The 22,635-nt window shown below is 65.0% G+C and carries 5 protein-coding genes and 1 pseudogene; all 6 read left to right on the top strand.

What is annotated here, in order from left to right:
- The first annotated feature begins 139 nt into the window (after positions 1-139).
- The 6 genes and pseudogenes from F0169_RS09655 (at position 140) to F0169_RS09635 (ending at position 22,587) form a co-directional block, all read left to right on the top strand.
- Positions 140-1,119, top strand: a pseudogene (locus F0169_RS09655) (TauD/TfdA family dioxygenase).
- A gap of 8 nt (positions 1,120-1,127) precedes the next feature.
- Positions 1,128-4,499, top strand: coding sequence for a condensation domain-containing protein (locus tag F0169_RS09650; protein WP_152746362.1), 3,372 nt, complete (start codon positions 1,128-1,130; stop codon positions 4,497-4,499).
- Positions 4,500-4,515: 16 nt separating this feature from the next.
- On the top strand, positions 4,516-5,562 hold the full coding sequence (locus F0169_RS09645; RefSeq protein ID WP_152746361.1) for a TauD/TfdA family dioxygenase: 1,047 nt from the start codon (positions 4,516-4,518) through the stop codon (positions 5,560-5,562).
- A 34-nt stretch (positions 5,563-5,596) separates the two neighbouring features.
- The gene (locus F0169_RS09640; RefSeq protein ID WP_152746360.1) at positions 5,597-8,632 is read left to right on the top strand and encodes a non-ribosomal peptide synthetase; all 3,036 of its coding nucleotides are present in this window, start codon (positions 5,597-5,599) and stop codon (positions 8,630-8,632) included.
- 46 nt (positions 8,633-8,678) lie between these two features.
- A complete protein-coding gene (locus F0169_RS27815) occupies positions 8,679-9,641 on the top strand; it encodes a condensation domain-containing protein (protein ID WP_277755326.1) in 963 nt (320 codons plus the stop codon).
- A complete protein-coding gene (locus F0169_RS09635) occupies positions 9,574-22,587 on the top strand; it encodes a non-ribosomal peptide synthetase (protein WP_277755325.1) in 13,014 nt (4,337 codons plus the stop codon). The genes F0169_RS27815 and F0169_RS09635 overlap by 68 nt, the downstream gene beginning before the upstream one ends.
- The last annotated feature ends 48 nt before the right edge of the window (positions 22,588-22,635 follow it).

Raw genomic sequence — 22,635 nt, 5'->3', positions numbered from 1 at the left:
CCTCGCATTCACACCTAGTATGGCCTCAGTATCGAGATGCACACATTTCGTTTCAATGTTTTGTGAAGGCCTCTGCCCAGCTTTCAAGGCCCGCTTTGACGTTGCTACAGAGCCAGAAAAACAACAGGATGTGCAAAGGATGACCTCAATCGAACACCCCAACGGACGTTCCGCGCCTGTTTCCATCAACACAGATGGAGCCCCCGCTGCAGCGACGCTGCCGAGGTTGATTCAGGCCGAACCAGGGCAATCGATCCACGCCCTCGACCCGTCGATCCGAGACAGCCTCGATGCGACCTTGCGCAGCGTCGGCGGCGTGCTGTTTCGCGGCTTTAATGTGGCCACACCCATCGACTTCAAGCGTTTTGCCGCGAGTTTCGGCGCGCCGCTGGCCAGCTACGAATTCGGCTCCACGCCACGCAGCAAAGTGTTCGCCGGGGTCTACAGCTCGACTGAATACCCGGCCCATCAATGTATTCCCTTGCACAACGAACAGGCCTACACCCGGCCGTGGCCGTCGCGCATCTGGTTTCACTGCATCAAGGCCAGTGAAACGGCGGCGAAACGCCGATCTGCGACAGCCGCCTGATCTATCAGCGCATGCCCGCCGAGATCCGCGACCTGTTCGCCAGCCGTGAGCTGCTTTACGTGCGCAACTACAGCGGCGCCCTCGACCTGCCCTGGCAGAAGGTGTTCAACACCGAAGACCGCGCCCAGGTCGAGCGCTACTGCCAGGCCAACGGCATCGAGTGGGAATGGAAACCCGACGGTGACCTGCGCACCCGCCAGCGCTGCGCAGCCGTGTTGCAGCACCCCCAAACCGGCGAGTGGGTCTGGTTCAACCAGGCCCACCTGTTTCACGTCTCGGCCATTGAACCTGGCGTACGCGCCAGCCTGTTGGCGGCGGTCGGTGAAGAAAACCTGCCGCGCCACGTGTACTTCGGCGACGGCTCGGCGATCCCCGACGCGATGCTCGCCACGGTGCGTGAGGTCTACGACCAGACCGCCGTGAGCTTCCCGTGGCAAGCCGGTGACATTCTGATGCTCGACAACCGACTGGTCGCCCACGGGCGCAACCCTTACACCGGTGACCGCAAAGTCATCGTGGCCATGGCGTAAATCCCAGCATGTTTACCTTCAATCATTGGATCGACGTGCTGGAGGCTAACGCCCTGCACTTCCCGCAGCGTGCCGCCCTGCATTTTTTGCCTGACGGCGTCGAGATCGGCGAAACCCTCACCTTTGCTCAACTGCACGAACAATCCCAGTCGCTGGCAGCCGCCTTGCAAGCGCGTTGCCAACCAGGCGAGCGGGTACTGTTGATGCTGCCCAGCAGCCTCGACTATGTTCGCGCGTTCTGCGCCTGCTTATATGCCGGGCTGATCGCCGTGCCGTTGTTTCCGCCGCCGTCGCGCAAACCGCGGCACCTGGACCGCGTGCGCAATGTGGTGGTTGATGCGCAGCCGGCATTGATCCTCGCCCCGCTTGAGCACTGCGAAGCGCTGCGCGAGCTGGTGGAGCATCGCATCGACGTGTTCACCGTCAGCGACCTCGGCACGCCTGCCGCCGATCAATGGCAACGGCCTTCGGTGGACGGCGCCAGCGTCGCGTTCCTGCAATACACCTCGGGCTCCACCGGCACGCCGAAAGGGGTTGAAGTTCGCCAGCGCAACCTGCTCGCCAACGTCGAGCTGATGCGTCAGGCCTATGGCTTCGATGAGCACGGCGCGATGGTCAACTGGCTGCCGCTGTACCACGACATGGGCCTGATCGGCGGTGTACTCGCGCCGCTCTACAGCGGCATGCCGTGCTACCTGATCGCCTCGCAAACCTTCGTCAATTCGCCGTCGACGTGGTTACAGGCGTTGAGCCGTTATCGCGCCACCGCCAGTTTCGCGCCGAATTTCGCCTACGCGCTGTGCAACCGTGTGGTCAGCGACAACCTGATTGCCCAGCTCGACTTGAGCGCCTGGCGGCACGCCATCAACGGCGCCGAGCCGATCCACCCCGGCACCCTCGACGCCTTCGCCCAGCGTTTTGCCGTCTGCGGCCTCAACCCTCTGGCGATCAGCCCCGGTTACGGCCAGGCCGAAGCCACCTTGTGTGTCAGCGCAACGCCCGCCGACGCGCTGCCGGTGGTGTTGCGCCTGGACAAGAAAGTGCTGGAAAGCGGCCGCGCGGTGCTCGCAGGCGGCGACGCGGCGGCCGTGGAATTTGTCGCCTGCGGTTACCCGCAGGCCCTGCACCGTATCGCCATCGCCGACCCGCAGACCTTTGAGCGCTGCGCCGCCGACCGCATCGGCGAAGTCTGGCTGCAAGGCCCAAGCAACGCCGAGGCCTATTGGCAAAACCCCGAAGCCAGCCGCATCGCGTTCGAGGCGCAAATTGTCGGCGAGCCTGGGCATTACCTGCGCTCCGGCGACCTGGGTTTTATGCACAAAGGCCAAGTGGTGATCTGCGGGCGCCTGAAAGACTTGCTGATCCTCAACGGCCGCAACCTCTACCCTCACGACATCGAGTTTGCGATCACCGACAGCGAGCCAGGCATTCGCACCGGGCGCATCGCCGCCTTCTCGCAGATGGACCCGCTGTTGGGCCGCGAAAAACTGGTGATCGTCGCCGAACCGCAACGCAAATTCGTCGACCCGGCGCACCACCCCGCGCTGTTTGCGTCAATGCAAGCCGCCGTGCGCGAAGCCGCTGACTGCGGCATTGACCAGATTGTGCTGGTGCAAGCCGGCACCATTCCGATGACCACCAGCGGCAAAATTGCCCGCCAAGGGGCGCGCACGCAACTCGCCGCCGGTACGCTGAGCATCATCGCCCAGAGCGGTGCTGCAACTGCCGCGCCTGTCGAACGCATTGACGTCGAACACCTGCGTCAGCACGGCAGCACTGCGACGTGCCGCCAGTGGCTGCAACAGACCCTGGCTGAAATCAACCCGTACCTGGCAGTCGATTTCGAACTCAGCCTGATCGGCTTGGGCCTGGACTCCATCGGCGTCGCCGACTTTGCCGCGCGCCTGCACCGCGACCTCGGCTGGAACCTCGACACCCAAAGCCTGTTCGGCGAGCAAAGCCTTGCCGAATGGGCACACGCGCTGCTGGTCTACCTCAGTACGCCAGCGCCGATTGCCGAGGCCGCAACCAGTACCACCGCTAGCCACAGCCGCCAATCTTTCGCGCAACGCCGGCTGTGGTTTCTGCATCAATTGAACCCACAAGACAGCCGCCACAACCTGGTGTTGCACCTCACGCTGCAAGGCCCACTTGATGTAGATACGTTATCGCAACGGCTGAATGCACTGGTCGAGCGTCACAGTGTGCTGCGCACGGTCTACCACGACAGCGCCGAAGGGCCGCAACAGCGGGTATTGCCCACCCGCGCGGTGGTGCTGAGCCGCCATACTCAGTTGCAGGATTGCCTGGACCGTGAACACGCAAGCCCGATCGATCTGGAGCACGGCCCCGTGCTGCGCGCTCATCTGATCAGCCACGCGCCGCAACACCACCTGTTGCTGACGCTGCACCACATCGCCTTCGATGGCCGTTCCGCGCAACTATTGCTCGCCGAACTGGCCGCCGAAACCGCGCCAACCAGCCCCGTGCAGTACCTCGACTTTGCGCGCTGGGAAGCCGCGCATTGGACGCCGCAACGCATCGCCACGCAGCAAGCGTTCTGGCGCGAGCACCTGGCCGACGTGCCGCAAAGCCTCGACTTGGGCGGCAGTGGCAGCACGCACGCCGAACACAGCCTGAACTTCAACCTGCCTCAAGCCACCTGCGACAGCCTGGCAAGCCTTGCCCGCGAACACGGCATGACCCTGTTCATGCTGTTATTGGCCAGCTACCAACTGGTGCTCAAACAATTGGGCGGCCAGGCGCAGTTCCTGCTCGGCACCGATGTCAGCGGCCGCCCGCTGGCCGCGCATAACGAGGTGATCGGCTTTTTCGTCAACCAACTCACGGTGCGCTGCGACGTGCAGGGTGAGTTAACCCTGGCTGAGTTTTTCCAGCAGGTGCGCGATCAGGCGCGACTGGCTTACGCCCATCAAGACCTGCCGTTCGACCTGGTGGTCGCCGCATTGGCACCCGCACGGCGCCCGGGGCATTCGCCGCTGTTTCAGGTCAAGCTCAACTATCAGCCGTCACGCGTGGCACCCGCCACCCTCGCTGGCGCCGAGCTTACGGCAATGGCGGTGGCACAGGCGCCGGGGGATTTCCACTTGGTACTCGACCTGGTGCATGCCGCCCACGGTATCGACGCCACCCTCAAATACCGTGGCGAGTACTTCGACCCGCAACGCGCCGAGCGCCTGCAACACCTGTGGACGCGCCTGTTGGGCGAAGCCCGCGACCTGCTCGGCGAGCCGCTGCCGGCACTGGCCGAGCGCCTCGACGGTTGGGACCAGGCCGTGCGCCGTGACGCCCAACAGTCGCAAACCCTCGCCGGTCGCAGCCAGTTGCTGCACACCAAACGTCGCTCACTGACCCTTTGATAAGGTGGATGCCTGTATGCCTATCGCGCCCCCAGCACCCCGCACACTCGGCGGTGTACGCCGCAAAGCGCTGAACGTCGCGCAACAGCCATTGGTCAGCGAACGCCTGCTCAGCCCCGACCACGCCTTGCCGCTGGTGATTGAGCCGACAGTCAGCGGCGTCGACCTCGCCGCTTGGGCCGCCAGCGAACGTGAAAGCCTCGAACAAAAACTGCTGCACTACGGCGCCCTGCTGTTTCGCGGGTTCGGCGTGGCGTCGGTGGAGCAATTCGACCAGGTGATCGCTGCCCTGTCGCCCGGCGCGCTGGAATACATGTTCCGCGCCTCACCGCGTACCCGCGTCGGCGGCAATATCTACACCTCGACCGATTACCCGGCCGACCAGATGATTTTCCCGCACAACGAGCATTCGTATTCGCCGCGCTTTCCGCTGCGGCTGTTCTTCTATTGCCAACTGCCTTCCGAGACCGGCGGCGAAACCCCAATCGGTTCGACGCGAGCGGTAAAAAACCGCATCAGCCCGGAAATCGAAGCACGCTTCAGTGAAAAAGGCGTGCTCTACGTGCGCAACTACGGCGACGGTTTCGGCCTGCCCTGGCAGAGCGTGTTTCAGTCCTCGGAGCGCAGCGAAGTCGAAGCCTACTGCGCCAGCGTCGGCATTGAAGTCGAATGGAAACCAAACAACCGCCTGCGCACCCGCCAACGCGGGCCGGCGACGGTGCGTCACCCGCGCACTGGCGAAGAAGTCTGGTTCAACCACGCGACCTTCTTTCACATCAGCACCCTGCCACCGGCCATCCGCGACTCGCTGCAAGGCAACTTCAACGACCTCGACCTGCCCACCAACACCTTTTATGGCGACGGCACACCGATCGAGCCGCAGGTGCTGGAGTCGCTGCGCGCTGCCTACCTGGATTCGCTGGTGCGCTTTACCTGGCAACAGGGCGACGTGCTGTTTATCGACAACATGCTGGCGGTGCATGGTCGCGAGCCCTTCACCGGCAAGCGCGCAATCATGACCGGCATGGCCGAGGCCTTGCTGTCCAGCGACGTGGCTGTGTGAGCGCCACTTACCCCATTTTGCAGTTGAGTTGAACATGAACGGACTTCAAGGTTTTCGCATCTCGCCGCAACAGGCGGCGCTGTACCCACACCTCAACGGTGCAACCGAACACCCGTTCAGTTGCCATTTGCAATGGTCGATCAGCCAGACGCTGGACGCCCACACGCTGACCCAGCGCCTGCAAGCGCTGGCCAACGGCAGCGAGATATTGCGCACTCAACTGACCAGCGTGCCGGGCTTGCGCCACCCGGTGCAGGTGATCCATGACACCACCTCGCTGAGCGTTACGCTGAAGGATTTGCGTCACCTCAGCCCGGCTGAGCAACAGGCCGCACTGGCCACGCGCGACTGGAGCCAACCGCTGGCGGTCACGCTGCTGCAATTGCCCGATGGGCCGCAGTTGCACCTGGCCGCTGCGAGCAGCCACCTCGACCTCACCAGCCTGAAATTGCTGGCCGAGGCCCTGCTGCAAGACACCCCGCCCGACCTGTCCGACACCCTGCAATACGCCGACTACGCGGAGTGGCGCTGGAGCCTCAGCGAAGACGCGCCCGAGCACCCCGGTACGGCGTTCTGGAATCCCTCGGCCGACAGCGAACAGCACGCCTTGCAGTTGTCGCTGGAAACGCCGCTGGGCGGCGGGTTTGCCCCGGCGCGCGTGGCGGTGAACCTGGCGTACTACCCGGCATTGCAGCCGGCATTGCAGCCGGCATTGACCGCCGACCTGATGCTGACGGCATGGGCCGTTCTGCTGGGGCGTTTGTCAGGGCAACAACACGTGCCGATCAGCCTGATGCATGCCAGCCGAGGCCCGGAACTCGACAGCGCCGTGGGCCTGTTTGAGCAAGCCCTGCCCGTGCGCATCGACCTGCAAGCCGAGGCCACGCTGTTGGAACAGAGCCGCCACGTCAGCGCCGTGGTCGAACATGCCACGGGCTGGCAAGACTATTACACCCAAGACCTCAAGGGCGGCTACGCGTTTGCCTGGCGTGCAAGCGACGCCCGTGAACGCGACGCCAGCGCGGTGATGAGCCCGGCCAAGGCATGCCTGCACGTGCATCAAGGCGCCGACCAGCTCAACGCGCAGATCATCTACGACCGCAACGTGCTCAGCGCGGAAGCGGCCGCCTGCCTCGCCGAACAATGGTCGCAGTTGCTGCTGGCGGCGCTGGCCGAACCTCAACACACGTGGGCGCAACTGCCGATGAACGGCCCGCTGCAGGCGCAGATCATCGCGAGCCAGGCGCAACCGCCGCAGATCGAAGCGGTCACGCTGGTCGAGCTGATCGCTCGCCAAGTGCAGCAACACCCCAGCGCCGTCGCCCTCAGTGACCAACATGGCGACCTGAGCTACGCGCAACTCGACGCCTGCTCGACGCAACTCGCGCACCAACTGGTCAACGCCGGCATCGGCGCGGGCGTGCCGGTGGGCATTTTGTTCCCGCGCAGCAACGCCGCCATCGTCGGCATGCTCGCCGTGCTGAAGGCCGGTGGCGCCTATGTGCCCGTCGACCCGAGCTACCCGCAGGAGCGGCGCGCTTACATGCTCGCCGACAGCGGCATCGCGCACATCGTGGTCAGCCCGGAACTGGCCGACAGCGTGCCGGCTGGCCTGCAATGCTTTGTGCTGGACGACCTGCACGGCGGCGAAGCCTTGCCGTCGTTGCCACTGCCCCACGCCGATGACCTGGCGTATTTGATCTACACCTCCGGCTCCACCGGCGCACCCAAGGCGGTGGAAATCAGCCACGCCGCGCTGAGCTATTCAACGCAGGTGCGCATGGCCGCGTATGCGGCGCCAGTCAGCGCTTACCTGCTGCTGTCCTCGTTTGCCTTCGACAGCTCGGTGGCGGGTATTTTCTGGACCCTGGCCCAAGGCGGGCGCCTGGTATTGCCGGCGCCGGGTGAAGAACTCGACATGCCGCGCCTGGCGCAGTTGATCGCCGCGCACCGCGTCAGCCATGGCCTGTCGCTGCCGTCGTTGTACCAGGCGTTGCTCGATCAACTCGGCAGCGCCGACAGCCTGCACTGCTGGATCGTCGCCGGTGAGGCCTGCCCGCCGTCGCTGATCGCCCAGCACAGTAAAGCCTTGCCGCACGCCCTGCTGGTCAACGAATACGGGCCGACCGAAGCCACCGTGTGGGCGACCTGCGACGTGCTCAGCCCTGAGCGCGCCTTGACCATCGGCCGACCGATTGCCGGCATGGACCTGCGCGTATTGAACGAGCACGAGGCCGCCAGCGGTATCGGCGAACCCGGCGAAATTGTGCTTGCCGGGCCGACCCTGGCGCGCGGTTATCGCAACAAACCCGCTGAAACCGCCAAGGCCTTCGTGACCCTCGCCGATGGCACCCGCGCCTACCGCACCGGCGACCTGGCGTGCTGGCTGGCCGACGGGCGCTTGGCGTTCCTGGGGCGCAAGGACCATCAAGTCAAGTTGCGCGGCTACCGCATCGAGCTGGGCGAAATCGAGCGCCAACTGTGCAGCCACAGCGACGTGCGCGAAGCCGCGGTGATCGTGCAGGACCAACCTGCCGGCAAACGCCTGCTCGCCTACGTGCTGGCCGCGCATGGCTACGCGCCGGATTCGGAAGCGCTCAAGCGCTACCTGGGCGAGCGCTTGCCGTCGTACATGGTGCCCGCGCGCGTGCTGACCCTCAGCGCGTTTCCGCGCACGCCGAACGGCAAGCTCGACACGCGCCAATTGCCCGACCCGGACGCCTTTGACCAAAGCACCCACGTTGCCCCGCGCACGCCGATGGAAACCACGCTGCACGGCATCGTCGCCAAGGTCTTGAAGCTGTCGAGCATCAGCGTCACCGAGAATTTCTTTGCGATTGGCGGCGACTCGATCCTCAGCCTGCAAGTGGTGGCGCAGGCGCATGAGCACGGCATCGCGCTGTCGGCCAAGCATGTGTTTGAACACCAGACTATTGCCGCCATGGCCAGCGTCGCGCAGCCGCTGGACGCTCGCCATGTCGAAGCCGAGAGCGCCGAGTTCAGTGCCTCCGGGATGTCGCAAGACGAACTCAACGCGCTGATGGCCGAGCTCAACGACGCCGACCTGTAACCGCCGCGCCCGGCGCCGTAGCCCCTTTTTTTGCAGGACGTTTTGAATGACCACCGAACAGACCACCCGCAATCCGATCGAAGATGTCTACCCGCTGTCACCGCTGCAACAAGGGATGCTGTTTCACTCCCTGCTGCACGAAGACTCCGGCGTGTACTTGATGCAGGATCGTTACCGCATCGGTGGGGCCATTGATGAAGGCGCGTTCCTTGAGTCCTGGCGTCAAGTGGTCGCGTTGCACCCGTCGCTGCGCGCCAGCTTCCAGTGGAAAACCCAGAAGCAACCGGTGCAGGTGATCCACCGCGAGGTCAAGGTGCCGCTGGATACCCTCGACCTGCGCGGGCTGGCGCCAGCGGCACAGGAAGCGCGTATTCGTACGCTGCTCGAAGACGAGCAGAAACTCGGCTTCAACCTGTCCAAACCGCCGCTGATTCGCTTTCGCCTGGTGCGTCTGGCGGACGAGTCGTATGAATTCATCCGCAGCTTCCACCATATCCTGATGGACGCCTGGTGCATCTCCTTGGTGACCGTGGACTTTCTCAAGGTCTACGAGGCCTTGTGCAACGGTGGCACGCCACAGATCAAAAGCCCTCGGCCGTTCCGTGACTACATTCAATGGCTGCAACGCCAGGACGCTGGCAAAGCCGAGCAGTTCTGGCGCGGTCAGTTGCAGGGGCTTAACGCACCGACCGCGCTGACGGTCGACAATGGCGTGACGCGCGACCGCTACACCGACGCGGTGCTGGTCGCCGATCAGTTGATTCACCTCAGCGCGAGCGAAACCCAGGCGCTGGCCAGCTTCTGCCGCAGCCGCCGGATTACCCCGAACACGTTTTTCCAGGGCGTATGGTCGCTGCTGCTGTCGCGCTACAGCGGGCAACGCGACGTGGTCTTCGGCGTCACCGTGGCCGGGCGCCGGCGAGCTTACCGGCGTCGGCGAGATGATCGGCCTGTTCATCAATACCTTGCCGCTGCGCGTCAGCGTCGACCCGCAAGCGCGCTTGGGTGATTGGCTCAGCGCGCTGCAAGGGCTCAACGTCGACATGCGCGACTTCGAACACACGCCGCTCACCGACATTCAGGGCTGGAGCGATTTCCCGCGTGGCGAAACCCTGTTCGACAGCATTCTGGTGTTTGAAAACGCGCCGATTGACGAACAGATTCTGCACGGTGGTTTCCAGTTCACCCTCGATGGCATGGACCACAGCGTGCACACCCACTACGGCCTGACCGTGGTGATCCTGCCCGGCGAGCAACTGGGCATTCGCGTGTCGTACGACCGTGAACGTTTCGAGGCCGACACCGTGCAGCGTTTGCTCGGCCACTTGGCGAGCCTGGTACGCGGCATGCTCGCCGCGCCCGAGGCGCCGCTGGGCAGTTTCGAGCTGCTGGCCACTGACGAGCGTCAGCAATTGCTCGGCGAATGGGCCGTGAACCCGCACGATTTTGCGCTGGGCAAAAGTTACGCCGAGCTGTTTGCCAGGCACGTCGCAGAGCGCGGCGAGCAGATTGCCGCAGTCTGCGACGGCGAGTCGCTGACCTACGCCGAGCTGGACCGGCGCGCCACCCGCCTGGCGCATGCGCTGCGCGCCGCCGGTGCTGGCGAAGACCAGTTGGTCGCGCTGGTCGCGCCGCGTGGCCTGGCGTTGTTAACCTGCATGATTGCCGTGTTCAAGGCCGGCGCGGCGATGCTGCCGCTGGAAGTCAACCACCCGCCGGAGCGCCTGCGCGAGATCCTCACCCTGTCGCGCGCGCCGCTGCTGGTGGCGACTGAAGATTGCCACGCGCTACTCGATCAATTGCTCAGCGGCCTCGACCTCGCGCCCACGGCGCTGTTTGCCGAAGCGGCCTGGAACACCCCGAACGACGCGCCGCTGGCGCCCCTTGGCAGCCCGAACAGCCTGGCTTACGTGCTGTTCACCTCGGGTTCGACCGGCACGCCGAAGGGCGTGATGATCGAACAACGCGGCATGCTCAATAACATTTTTGGCAAAGTCCCGGCGCTGGGGCTGAACGCGGCTGACCGCATCCCGCAGACCGCGTCGGTGGCTTTCGACATTTGCGTGTGGCAGTTCCTCGCCGCGCCAGTACTCGGCGCGACCGTGCATATTCTGCCGGACGAGATTGCCCACGACCCGCAACGCCTGCTGCAGGTGCTCGCCAGCGAGCGCCTGAATGTGCTGGAAATCGTCCCGAGCCTGATGCGCACGCTGCTTGCGCTGTGCCCGTGCGACTTGCAACTGCCGGACCTGCGCTGGGTGCTGCCGACCGGCGAAGCACTGCCGCCGACGGTGGCCCGCGACTGGTTTGCGCGGTTCCCCGGCATCGCGCTGATGAACGCTTATGGCCCGGCCGAATGCTCGGATGACGTGGCGTTCCAACCGATTACCCAAGCGCCGCACGCCAGCATCAGCCATATGCCGATCGGCCAGCCGACGGCCAACAACCGCTTGTACGTGCTGGATGAAGCCCTGCGCCCAGTGCCGATTGGCGTGGCCGGGGAAATTTGCGTGGGCGGCGTCGGCGTCGGCCGTGGCTACCTGCACGACCCGCAGCGTACCGCCGAGGCCTTTATCCAGCACCCGCACCTCGACGGCCGCGTGTACCGCACCGGCGACCTCGGCCGCTGGCGCGCCGATGGCGTGATCGAATACCTCGGCCGGCGCGACCAGCAAGTCAAATTGCGCGGGCACCGCATCGAACTGACTGAAATCGAACACCGCCTGGCGCAGCACCCGAACGTACGCGAAGCCGCCGTGCTGCTGCGCGAGAACAGCGTCGGTGAAGCCTGGTTGGTGGCCTACTGGTCGGCGCATGACGACACGCTGGGCGACAGCGGTTTAAGCCAACACCTGCGCGCGCAACTGCCGCCGTACATGGTGCCGGCGGCGTTTGAATGCCTGCCACGTTTGCCGCTGAACAACAACGGCAAGGTCGACCGCAAAGCCCTCGCCGCGCTGCAACTGAACTGGCAGGCCGACACGCTGGAAAGCATCGCACCGCGCAACGAACGCGAAGCCGCCATCGCCGCTATCTGGGCGCAGGTGCTCGGTCGCGACAGCGTCGGCGTGGAAGACAATTTCTTCACCCTCGGCGGCCACTCGCTGCTGGCGACCCAGATCGTCGCGCGCTTGCGCAGCCAGTTCAAACTCGACCTGCCGCTGCGCGTGCTGTTCGAACAGCCGAGCGTCGCGCTGCTGGCCGTGGCCATCGCCGAGCGTGAGGCGCACGCCGCCACAGCGCACACCGCCGCGCACAGTGCGCCGCAGGCCAAGCCTCGGCCAGCGCTGCTGCCGTTGTCGTTCTCGCAACAACGGCTGTGGTTTATCGAGCAACTGACACCGGGCACCACGCTGTTCAATATCCCGTTTGCCCTGCACCTTGAAGGTCAACTCAATATTGCAGCGCTGCAGGCGAGCCTGAATGACTTGCTGGTACGTCACGAAATCCTGCGCACCGGCATCCGCAGTGTCGACGGCGTGCCCAGCCAGCAGATCAGCGCGGCGCTGGACTTCGCGTTGCCGTTCGAAGATGTGTCGAACCTGAGCGCCACGGCGCGTGAGGGCGCGCAATTCAGCGCGCTGCAAGCGACCTTTGAACAACCGTTCGACTTGACGGCGCCACCGCTGCTGCGTGCGCGCCTGCTCAAAGTGGCGCCGGGCGAGCATGTGCTGGGCATCGCCTTGCATCACCTGGTCTCCGACGCCTGGTCGGCAACCATCGCCCTGCGCGAACTGGCGCTGGGCTATGAAGCGCGTTGCAACGGCAGCGCCGCGCAATTGCCCGCCCTGCCCCTGCAATACGCCGACTTCGCGCTGTGGCAGCGCGAGCACCTGCAAGGCGCCGAACTCACGCGTCAACTCAATTACTGGACGCGCACCCTCGACCGCCGCGACCAGGACGCCAGCCCGTTGCTGGCGTTGCCCACCGACCACCCACGGCCGTCGGTGCAAAGCTACCGCGCAGGCCTGGTACAGCGTGAACTCAGCGCCGGCCTGAGCGGCCGCGTGCAAGCCTTCGCCAGTCGCTTGGGCACCACGCCGTTCTGCGTGTTGTTCGCAGGCTTTGCGGTACTGATGCACCGTTTGAGTGGCGATGCCACGGTGCTGATCGGCACGCCGGTGACTCACCGCGAGCAACCAGGCACCGAGGGTTTGCTGGGGATCTTGCTCAACAACCTGGCGATTCGCGCTGATTTTACCGCGCAAACCGACTTCAGTGAGTTGGTCAGCCAAATCGCCAGCCGTTTGCGCGAAGGCCTGCAGCATCAGGACTTGCCGTTCGAGCAATTGGTCGACAGCCTGCAACTGCCGCGCAGCCTCAGCCATGCGCCGCTGTATCAAGTGATGGTCGCGCAGCAATTGGCCATGGAGTCGCGCTTGCAGTTTCCGGGGCTGGCCTTCCAAGCCCTCGACACGCCGCTCAAACATTCCGAATGCGACCTCGACCTGCACGTTCTGTGCCCGGCCAATGCGCCGATCCAGTTGGAGCTGATGTTCGCCCTCGACCTGTTTACCCAAGACAGCGCGCGCCAAACCCTCGCGCGCCTGGAACACTTGCTGGAACAAACGCTGGCCGAGCCACAGCGCGCAGTCGCCGCCCTGCCCTTGTTGATGCCGGCGGAATGGCAACGCACTGTGGTCGAGTGGAACCGCACCGAGATGGAGGTGCCGCAGCACCTGACCTTCGCCCAGTTGTTTGAACAGCAAGCCGAGCGCACCCCGCAGCGCGATGCGTTGTGCTTTGAAGGCCAACGCCTGAGCTACGCCGAATTGAACCGGCGCGCCAACCAGGTCGCGCACACGCTGCGGGCGCAAGGCGTGGTTGCCAATAGCCCGGTGGCGCTGTGTGTCGAGCGTTCGCTGGAGCTGTTGATCGGCCTGTTGGGCATTCTCAAGGCCGGTGGCGCCTACGTGCCGCTGGACCCGAGCTACCCGGTGGAGCGCCTGGCGTACATGCTTGAAGACGCACAACCGCTGTTGTTCCTCGGCCAGCAACGCCTGCTCGAACAGCTCGGCAGCCAGTTGCCGCGCTTGCGCCTGGACGCCGATGCCGCGCTGTTCGCCGCGCAGCCAGGCGACAACCTCGCGCCAGTCGCGGGGCCGGATGACCTGGCCTACATCATGTACACCTCGGGTTCGACCGGTAAGCCTAAAGGCACGCTGGTCACCAACGCGTCCGTGGTCAACCTCGCGTGGGCGCGTATCCACGGCCTGTACCGGCGCTACACCGATCAGCCGATGCGCACCAGCTTCAACTATTCATTCGCGTTCGACAGTTCCGTCGCCGAGCTGATCTTGCTGCTCGACGGCCACAGTCTGTACCTCACGCCCGAAGACGTGCGTTACGACCCGGCTGCACTCGCGCAGTTTTTCAAAGAGACGCGCCTGGACGCGTTCGAATGCACCCCGGCGCAGCTGAAAAACCTGCTCGAAACCGACGGCGTGCGCCGTGGCGACACCTACCTGCCGCGCTTTGTGCTGTTTGGCGGCGACGCGGTGGATGCGCAGCTCTGGCAACGCCTGCCGGCAATACGCGGCAGCCGCTTTTTCAACACCTACGGGCCGACCGAATGCACGGTGGACGCCACCGGTTGCGCGGTGGAGGATTTCCCGCAACGCCCGATCATCGGCCGGCCGATCGCCAACGTGCGTGCCTACGTGCTGGACGCGTTCCTTAACCCGATGCCGGTGGGCGTGCCCGGCGAGCTGCACATCGGCGGTGCCGGGGTGACCTTGGGTTACCTCAACCGCGCTGAACAAACCGCCAAGGTATTTATCAACGACCCGTTTTCGCCGCTGCCAAAGGCGCGCATGTACAAGTCCGGCGACTTGGTGCGCTGGCTGCCGGACGGCCAGCTTGAATACCTCGGCCGCATGGACCATCAGGTCAAAATTCGTGGTTTCCGCGTGGAACTCGGTGAGATCGAAGCCTTGATCGGCGCGCAACCCGGCGTGCGTCAGGCGGTGGTGTTGGCGCGTGAAGACGTGCCCGGCGACAAACGCCTGGTGGCCTACGTCACCACCGACCACGCGGCTGATGTAAATGCCTGGCGCAACAGCCTCGGCGCCGCGCTGCCCGACTATATGGTGCCTTCGGCGTTCGTGGTGCTCGACCAATTACCGCTGACCGATAACGGCAAACTCAACCGCAAGGCCTTGCCCGCGCCAGACACCCAAGCCGAACCGGACGCGCAAGACCCGCCGCGTACCGACGCCGAACGCCAACTCGCGGCCTTGTGGGCCGAGCTGCTGACTGTACCGGTGAGCGCTATCGGGCGTGACAGCCAGTTCTTTTATCTCGGCGGCCATTCGTTGCTGGCGGCGGTGCTGTTTGCACGCTTGCGTCAGCAATTTGCCTCGGTGCCACCGCTGCGTGCAGTGTTCGAACACCCAACCTTGCAAGCGCTGGCCGCGTTGCTGACGCAGCCGCTGCAAAGCCCTGCCGCAACCTTTGTACCGGCGCAGCGCCCCGCCAGCTTGCCGCTGTCGTTCGAACAGCAGCGCCTGTGGTTCCTCGAACAACTGAGCGGCGTCAGTGAATACAATGCGGTCAGCGCCGTGCAGTTCGACGGTGAGCTGAACCTGGCGGCGCTGCAATCGGCGCTGAACACGGTGATTCAACGCCACGAAATCCTGCGCAGCCGCATCGTGCGTGAAGCCGCAGGTGACTTGGCGTCGGTGATTGAGCCGTCGTTTGCTCTGCCGCTGGGCCTGACGCCGCTGGATGCCGTCGACGACCAACGCTGGCAGCAACTGACCGACGCCGCGATCCAGGCCGCCACCGCGCAGCGCTTCGACCTGGCGCACGAAGTGCCGATCCGCGCGACGTTGCTTCAGCGCAACCGCCAGGCATTGTTGGTGCTGACCCTGCATCACTGCGCCACCGACGACGCGTCCACCCAGAACCTGCTCGACGAATTGGCCGAGTGTTACAGCGCACACTGCCAGAGCCGCACGCCCAACCTGCCAACGCTGGCGCTGCACTACGCGGATTACGCCGTGTGGCAACGCGAGCCTGCGCAGCAGGCGCTGTTCGACAGCCAACTGGCGTACTGGCGCACGCAGCTTGAAGACCCAGGCTACCGGCTTGAACTGCCCACCGACCAGCCGCGCCCGCAGGTGCTCGACCCGCGCGCCGGTTCGGTGCAGTTGCAACTGCCCGCCGAGCTGACCGCGCGTTTGCGCCAGTTCGCGCAACAGCGCGGTGCGACCCTGTACATGCTGCTGCTGAGTGCCGCACAACTGTTGCTCGGGCGTTACGCCAACCAGCGCGACGTGCGCATCGGCAGCCCGGTGGCCCAGCGGCCTTTGGCCGAGTTGCAGCCGCTGATCGGGTGCTTCGTCAACACCGTGGTGATGCGTGCCGACCTGGAGCCGAGCCTGGATTTTGCCGGTTTGCTCGATCAGGTGCGTAATACCGTGCTGGACGCGCAACAGCATCAACAGGTGCCGTTCGATCAAGTGGTCGAACACCTCGCGCCGCAGCGCAGCCTCGGCCAGACGCCGTTGTTCCAGGTGCTGTTCGTGATGCAGAACGGCGCCGCGAGTGCCAGCCAGTGGCCGCAATTGCAGGTCAGCGAACGTGCGGTCACCGCCAGCGCAACCAAATTCGACCTGAACTGGGAAGTGCACGACGGCGAGGTGCTGTCGGTGTTGCTCGAATACCGCAGCGCGCTGTTCAGCCACGCCACCGCCCAACGCTGGTTGACGCAATGGCAAGCGCTGTTGGAAACCATGCTGGAAACGCCACAGATGCGCCTTGGCGACTGGTCAGCGGTGACGCCCGCCGAACGTCAGCAGCAGCTTGAATGGAACGCTACCGCGCGCGATTACCCCGGGCCGACGCACTTGCACACGGCCCTGAGCCAACAAGTCGCGTTGACCCCGAATGCAACGGCGCTGGTGTTTGAAGGCCAGCGCCTCAGCTATGCCGAGCTGGACCAGCGCGCGCGCACCGTCGCCCGCGCCCTGCGCGCTGCCGGTATTGGCCGCGAGTCGATTGTGCCGGTGTGCATGCAGCGTTCCGTGGAGATGGTCGTTGCCTTGCTCGGCGTGGTGCATGCCGGTGCGGCCTGGTTGCCGCTGGACCCGGAATTGCCGGCATCACGCTTGGCGTTTTTGATCGCTGACGCAGACGCCCAAGTGACGCTGACGCAAGCACAGTGGCTGCCACACTTGCCGGTTGGGCACACGGCCTGGACCCTGGACACGCTGCCCGCCGCTGAAAACAGCCCGGCACTCGATGGGCACGCCAGTGACCTCGCTTACGTGCTGTATACCTCCGGTTCCACCGGCCAGCCCAAAGGCGTGATGAACGAACATGGCGCGCTGATGAACCGCCTGCACTGGATGCAGGACGCGTTCCCGATTGGCCCGAATGACCGAGTCTTGCAGAAAACCCCGTACAGCTTTGACGTGTCGGTCTGGGAGTTCTTCTGGCCGCTGATCACCGGTGCGACCTTGGTGGTCGCACGCCCCGACGGGCATCGCGACCCGGCTTACCTGAGCCAGTTGATCCAGCAGGAACAGATCACCACGCTGCACTTCGTGCCGTCGATGCTCCGCGCGTTTGTTGAAGAGCCCAGCCTGGCCGACTGCCGCAGCCTGCGCCAAGTGTTCGCCAGCGGTGAAGCGTTGCCGGTCGACTTGGTGCAGCGCTTTATGTCGCAACACCCGGCGGCGCTGGTCAACCTGTATGGCCCGACCGAAGCGGCAATTGACGTGTCGGTATGGCGCTGCTCGGTCACCGACAGCGTGGTGCCGATCGGCAAACCGATTGCCAACCTGCGCCTGTACATCCTCGATGACGCCCAGCAACCGCTGCCGATTGGCAGCATCGGCGAGCTGTACATCGGTGGTGTCGGCGTCGCGCGTGGCTACCTGAAGCGTGACGGCCTCAGCGCCGAACGCTTCCTGATGGTGAATGGCGAACGCCTATACCGCACCGGCGACCGTTGCCGCTTCCTCGCTGACGGCAACATCGACTACCTCGGCCGCCTCGACCATCAGGTCAAACTGCGCGGCCAGCGTATCGAACTGGGCGAAATCGACGCCGCGTTGCTGGCTCAGCCTAGCGTGCGTGACGCCGCCACCTTGTTGCTGGATCAGCGTTTGGTGAGTTTCTGGAGTGGCGACGCTGATGAAGCCAGCCTGCGCGCGGCACTCAGCAATCAGTTGCCGACGCACATGTTGCCAAGCCTGCTGGTGCAGCTCGACCACCTGCCGCTGAACAGCAACGGCAAGCTCGACCGCAAAGCGCTCGCCGCCATCAAGCTGCCGGACGCGCCCCGCGAACAGCCGCACCGGGCGCCGCAAAACGCCACGCAAACGCTGCTCTGCGAACTGTTCAGCGACGTGCTGGAATGCCCGCTGCCAGGCATCGACGACAACTTCTTCCAGCTCGGCGGACATTCGCTGCTCGCCACGCGCTTGGTCGCCCGTGTGCGTGAACGCCTCAACGTCAGCTTGCCATTGGCGCTGGTGTTTGCCCAACCGACGGTGGCGGCGCTGGCCGCGCACCTGCGCGATGCGCTGCCTGGCGAGCTGATCACTGCACAACCGCGCCCGGCAGTATTGCCGCTGGGCCTGGCGCAACACCGCTTCTGGATGCTCAGCCGCTTGGTGCCGGAGTCGCGCGAATACCACATGCCGTTCGCACTGAGCTTGAGCGGCAGCCTCAACGTGCCCGTGTTGCGGCAGGCATTTGACCTGGTCAGTGAGCGCCACCTGGTGTTGCGCAGCCGCATTGTCGACGTCGCCGGCGAAGCGCAATTGCTCATCGACCCGCAAGGCCCGGCGCTGCGCGTGATCGAGGTTGCCACCGATAACTGGAACACCGCATGTAGCCAGGCACAAACTGACTTGATGGCCCCGTTTGACCTGGCGAACGCCGCCCCGTGGCGCGCGCAGTTGCTGCAACGCCACGGCAGCGACGAACACCTGCTGCTGGTGTGCCTGCACCACAGCGCCACCGATGGCTGGGCCATGCAGTTGTTGATCGACGAACTGGCGCAGGCCTACCGTGCCGGCCTCGACGCGCAAGCGCCGGGCTGGGCGGCACTGGCGATCGACTATGTTGACTTCGCCGTGTGGCAACACCAAGCGGACACTCAGGCCCGGCGCCAGCTCAGCCTGGACTACTGGAAACAGCACCTCGGCCAGGACGACTATGCCCTCGAACTGCCACTCGACCAGCCACGCGCCGCCGAAGCGGATCGGCGCGCCGGTCAACTGAGCGTCAGCCTTGGCGCCCAGCGCGCCGCCGCGATCCGCGAGTTTGCGCGGCTGCGCGGCAGCACGCCGTACGTGGTGCTGGCGGCGGCCCTGAGTGCACTGCTCGCACGTTACAGCGGCCAGCGCGAGATTCGCCTGGGCACCCCGGCCGACCAGCGTGATCAGCCGCAAACCCAAGCGCTGCTGGCCTGCCTGGTCAACACGCTGGTGCTCCGCAGCGAGGTCGATCAACAGGCCCCGGCGGCGACCTTATTGGCCAACCTGGAAGCCGACCTGCGCGCCGCCCAGGCGCATGCCGACCTGCCTTTCGCCACCTTGGTCGGCGCCGTGGCCCAGCGCCGCGACCTCAACCGCACGCCGCTGTTTCAGGTGCTGTTCTCGCTCAACCACGGCCGCATGGACAGTCGCCAGTGGCCTGGCATGAGCCTGACGGAACAAACGCTGCCAGCCATCGACGCCAAGTTCGAACAAAGCTGGGAAGTCCACGATGACGGTAGCGACATGCGCCTTACGCTGGAATACCAGGCCGCGCTGTTCAACGCCGCGACGATGCAACGCTGGAGCGCGCAGTGGTGTGCCCTGCTCGATGCACTGGTGGCTGCGCCGGAACGCGCGCTGGTCGAGCTGTTCCCGCAGTCGCAGGATCAGGCTCAGCTTGCGCAGTGGAACGCGACCGAGCGTGACTATAAAGGCCCAAGCAACCTGCACACGGCCTTGGCCCAACAAGCCGCACTGACCCCGAATGCAACGGCATTGGTGTTTGAAGGCCAGCGCCTCAGCTATGCCGAGCTGGACCAGCGCGCGCAATCCGTCGCCCGCGCCCTGCGCAGCGCCGGTATTGGCCGCGAGTCGATTGTGCCGGTGTGCATGCAGCGTTCGGTGGAGATGGTCGTTGCCTTGCTCGGCGTGGTGCATGCCGGTGCGGCCTGGTTGCCGCTGGACCCGGAATTGCCGGCTGCGCGCTTGGCGTTCTTGATCGCTGACGCAGACGCACACGTTACGCTGACGCAAGCGCAGTGGCTGCCACACTTGCCCGCAGGCCACACCGCCTGGACGCTGGAGACGCTGCCAGAGGCACCTGCCGCAGACCCGCTGAGCGTCCACGCCAGTGACCTCGCCTACGTGCTCTATACCTCGGGTTCCACCGGCCAGCCCAAAGGCGTGATGAACGAACATGGCGCGCTGATGAACCGCCTGCACTGGATGCAGGACGCGTTCCCGATTGGCCCGAACGACCGAGTCTTGCAGAAAACCCCGTACAGCTTTGACGTGTCGGTCTGGGAGTTTTTCTGGCCGCTGATCACCGGGGCCACGCTGGTGGTTGCACGCCCCGACGGGCATCGTGACCCGGCTTACCTCAGCCAACTGATTCAACAGGAACAGATCACCACGCTGCACTTCGTGCCGTCGATGCTCCGCGCGTTTGTTGAAGAGCCCAGCCTGGCCGACTGCCGCAGCCTGCGCCAAGTGTTTGCCAGCGGTGAAGCGTTGCCGGTCGACTTGGTGCAGCGCTTTATGTCGCAACACCCGGCCGTGTTGGTCAACCTGTACGGCCCGACCGAAGCGGCGATTGACGTGTCGGTATGGCGCTGTTCAGTCACTGATAGCGTGGTGCCCATCGGCAAACCGATTGCCAACCTGCGCCTGTACATCCTCGATGACGCCCAGCAACCGCTGCCGATTGGCAGCATCGGCGAGTTGTACATCGGTGGCGTCGGTGTCGCGCGTGGCTACCTGAAACGTGACGACCTCAGCGCCGAACGCTTCCTGATGGTCGACGGCGAACGCCTGTACCGCACCGGCGACCGTTGCCGCTTCCTCGCTGACGGCAATGTCGACTACCTCGGCCGCCTCGACCATCAGGTCAAACTGCGTGGCCAGCGCATCGAGCTGGGCGAAATTGATGCCGCGCTACTGGCTCAACCGGGCATCACCGGTGCGTGCACGCTGGTCATCGACAACCGCCTGGTGGCGTTCTATAGCAGCCACTCGCCGCAGCCGGACCTGGCCGCTGCGCTCGGCGCCGAGTTGCCGGCGTACATGCTGCCTGCGGTCTGGGTAGAGGTGCCGAGCCTGCCGCTGACCAGCAACGGCAAACTCGACCGCAAAGCCCTGGCGGCGCTGCCGTTGCCACAGACGCAGCACGAACCAGTGGCGCCGCGCACTGCGCTGGAAAGCCTGGTGTGCCAACTGTTCAGCGAGTTGCTTGGCGACAGCCTCACCGCTGGCCGCGCGGTCGGTGCTGCAGACAGTTTCTTCGCCTTGGGCGGTGACTCGATCCTCGGCCTGAAGTTGATCTCACACCTGCGCGACCACGGTTACGCGCTGACGCCGAAAGACCTGTTCCGCGCGCAAACCCCGGCGGCACTGGCCTTGGTGATCACGCCACTGCTGGCCGTGGCCGAGCAAGGTGACATCGTTGGCCCGATGCCGTTGATGCCGCTGCATCAATGGTTCTTTGACCAGCAACAACCGCAGGCCGCTTACTGGAACCAGTCGGTGCTGGCCGACAGCGAGCGCCCGCTGCAACTCGCCCACGTACAAGCGACACTCGATCGGCTGGTCGCGCATCACGACGCCTTGCGCCTGCGCTTCACCGAAGTGGACGGCGCATGGCGAGCGCACATCGCTGCGGTCGAACCTGCGCAGTTGACCCGCGTGACGCACGTGGAGCAACTGCAACAGGTCGCACAAAGCCTGGACCTGCAACACGGCCCGCTGTTCGCCGCCGCGCTGCTCGAAGGCACGCCGCAACGCCTGTACCTGGTGGCGCATCACTTGGTGATCGATGCGGTTTCCTGGGCGCCGCTGCTGGAAGACTTCCAGACGCTGTATGCCGCGCTGGAGAACGGCACGCCGGCGACACTGCCGGCGAAAACCACGGCTTATCGCCAGTGGGCCGAGCAGATGCACGCGCACGCAGCCAACGTCGGCGCCGAACAGCCTTACTGGGCCAGCCAGGTCGCTGCTAACCCTCGGCCACAGGCAACGGTGGCCGAGCGCGAGACCCTGGCGGCGCGTTGGGATGCGCCGCGCACTCATCAATGGTTGACCGAGTCCCATGCGGCCTATCGCACCCAGCCCGAAGAACTGTTGATCGCCGCGCTCGTCGCAACGCTGGCGGAAGTCGAGCAGCGCCAGGACATCGTCGTCGACTTGGAACGCCACGGCCGTGATGCAGGTTTTGCGGGGCTGGATGTCAGCCGCACCGTGGGCTGGTTCACCACCCTGTTCCCGCTGCGGGTGAACGCGCGTGGCAGCGTCGGCGACTGGGTGCGCCAGGCCAAAGAGGCCTTGCGCGCGGTTCCAGGCCAGGGCTTGGGCCACGGTTTGCTGCGCCTGCGCGGTGAATTGCCGGCGGCCACCGGTGACGTGCTGTTCAACTATTTGGGCCACGAGCAACCGCCCGCCGGTTGGCTGCGCGCCAGCACACTGGCGGCGCCGCCCGAGGTTGCCGGCATTAACCGGGTGAGCCATGCCCGTGAAGTGGTGGCATGGCTGGAAGACGGCGTGCTGCACCTGCACTGGCACAGCGTCAGCCCGGCCGCCGATCGCGACCTGCCGGCGCGCCTGCTGACGCACCTGCAAGCACTGCTCGAACACTGCCTTGATCCACACGCCGGGGCACTGATGCCGTCTGACTTCCCGTTGGCCAAGGCGCTGAATCAGAAGTCGCTGGACACCTTGCTGAGCAAGCTAAAGCGCAAACCGAATGCCTGAAAACGCTGCGTCGTTCGCCGTTTTCTCCCCGTTTTTGAAATGGATCGC

Source organism: Pseudomonas kitaguniensis (assembly GCF_009296165.1).
GTDB lineage: Bacteria > Pseudomonadota > Gammaproteobacteria > Pseudomonadales > Pseudomonadaceae > Aquipseudomonas > Aquipseudomonas kitaguniensis.
The sequence above is the reverse complement of the archived record's forward strand: the minus strand, read 5'-3'. Positions and strand labels throughout refer to the sequence as shown.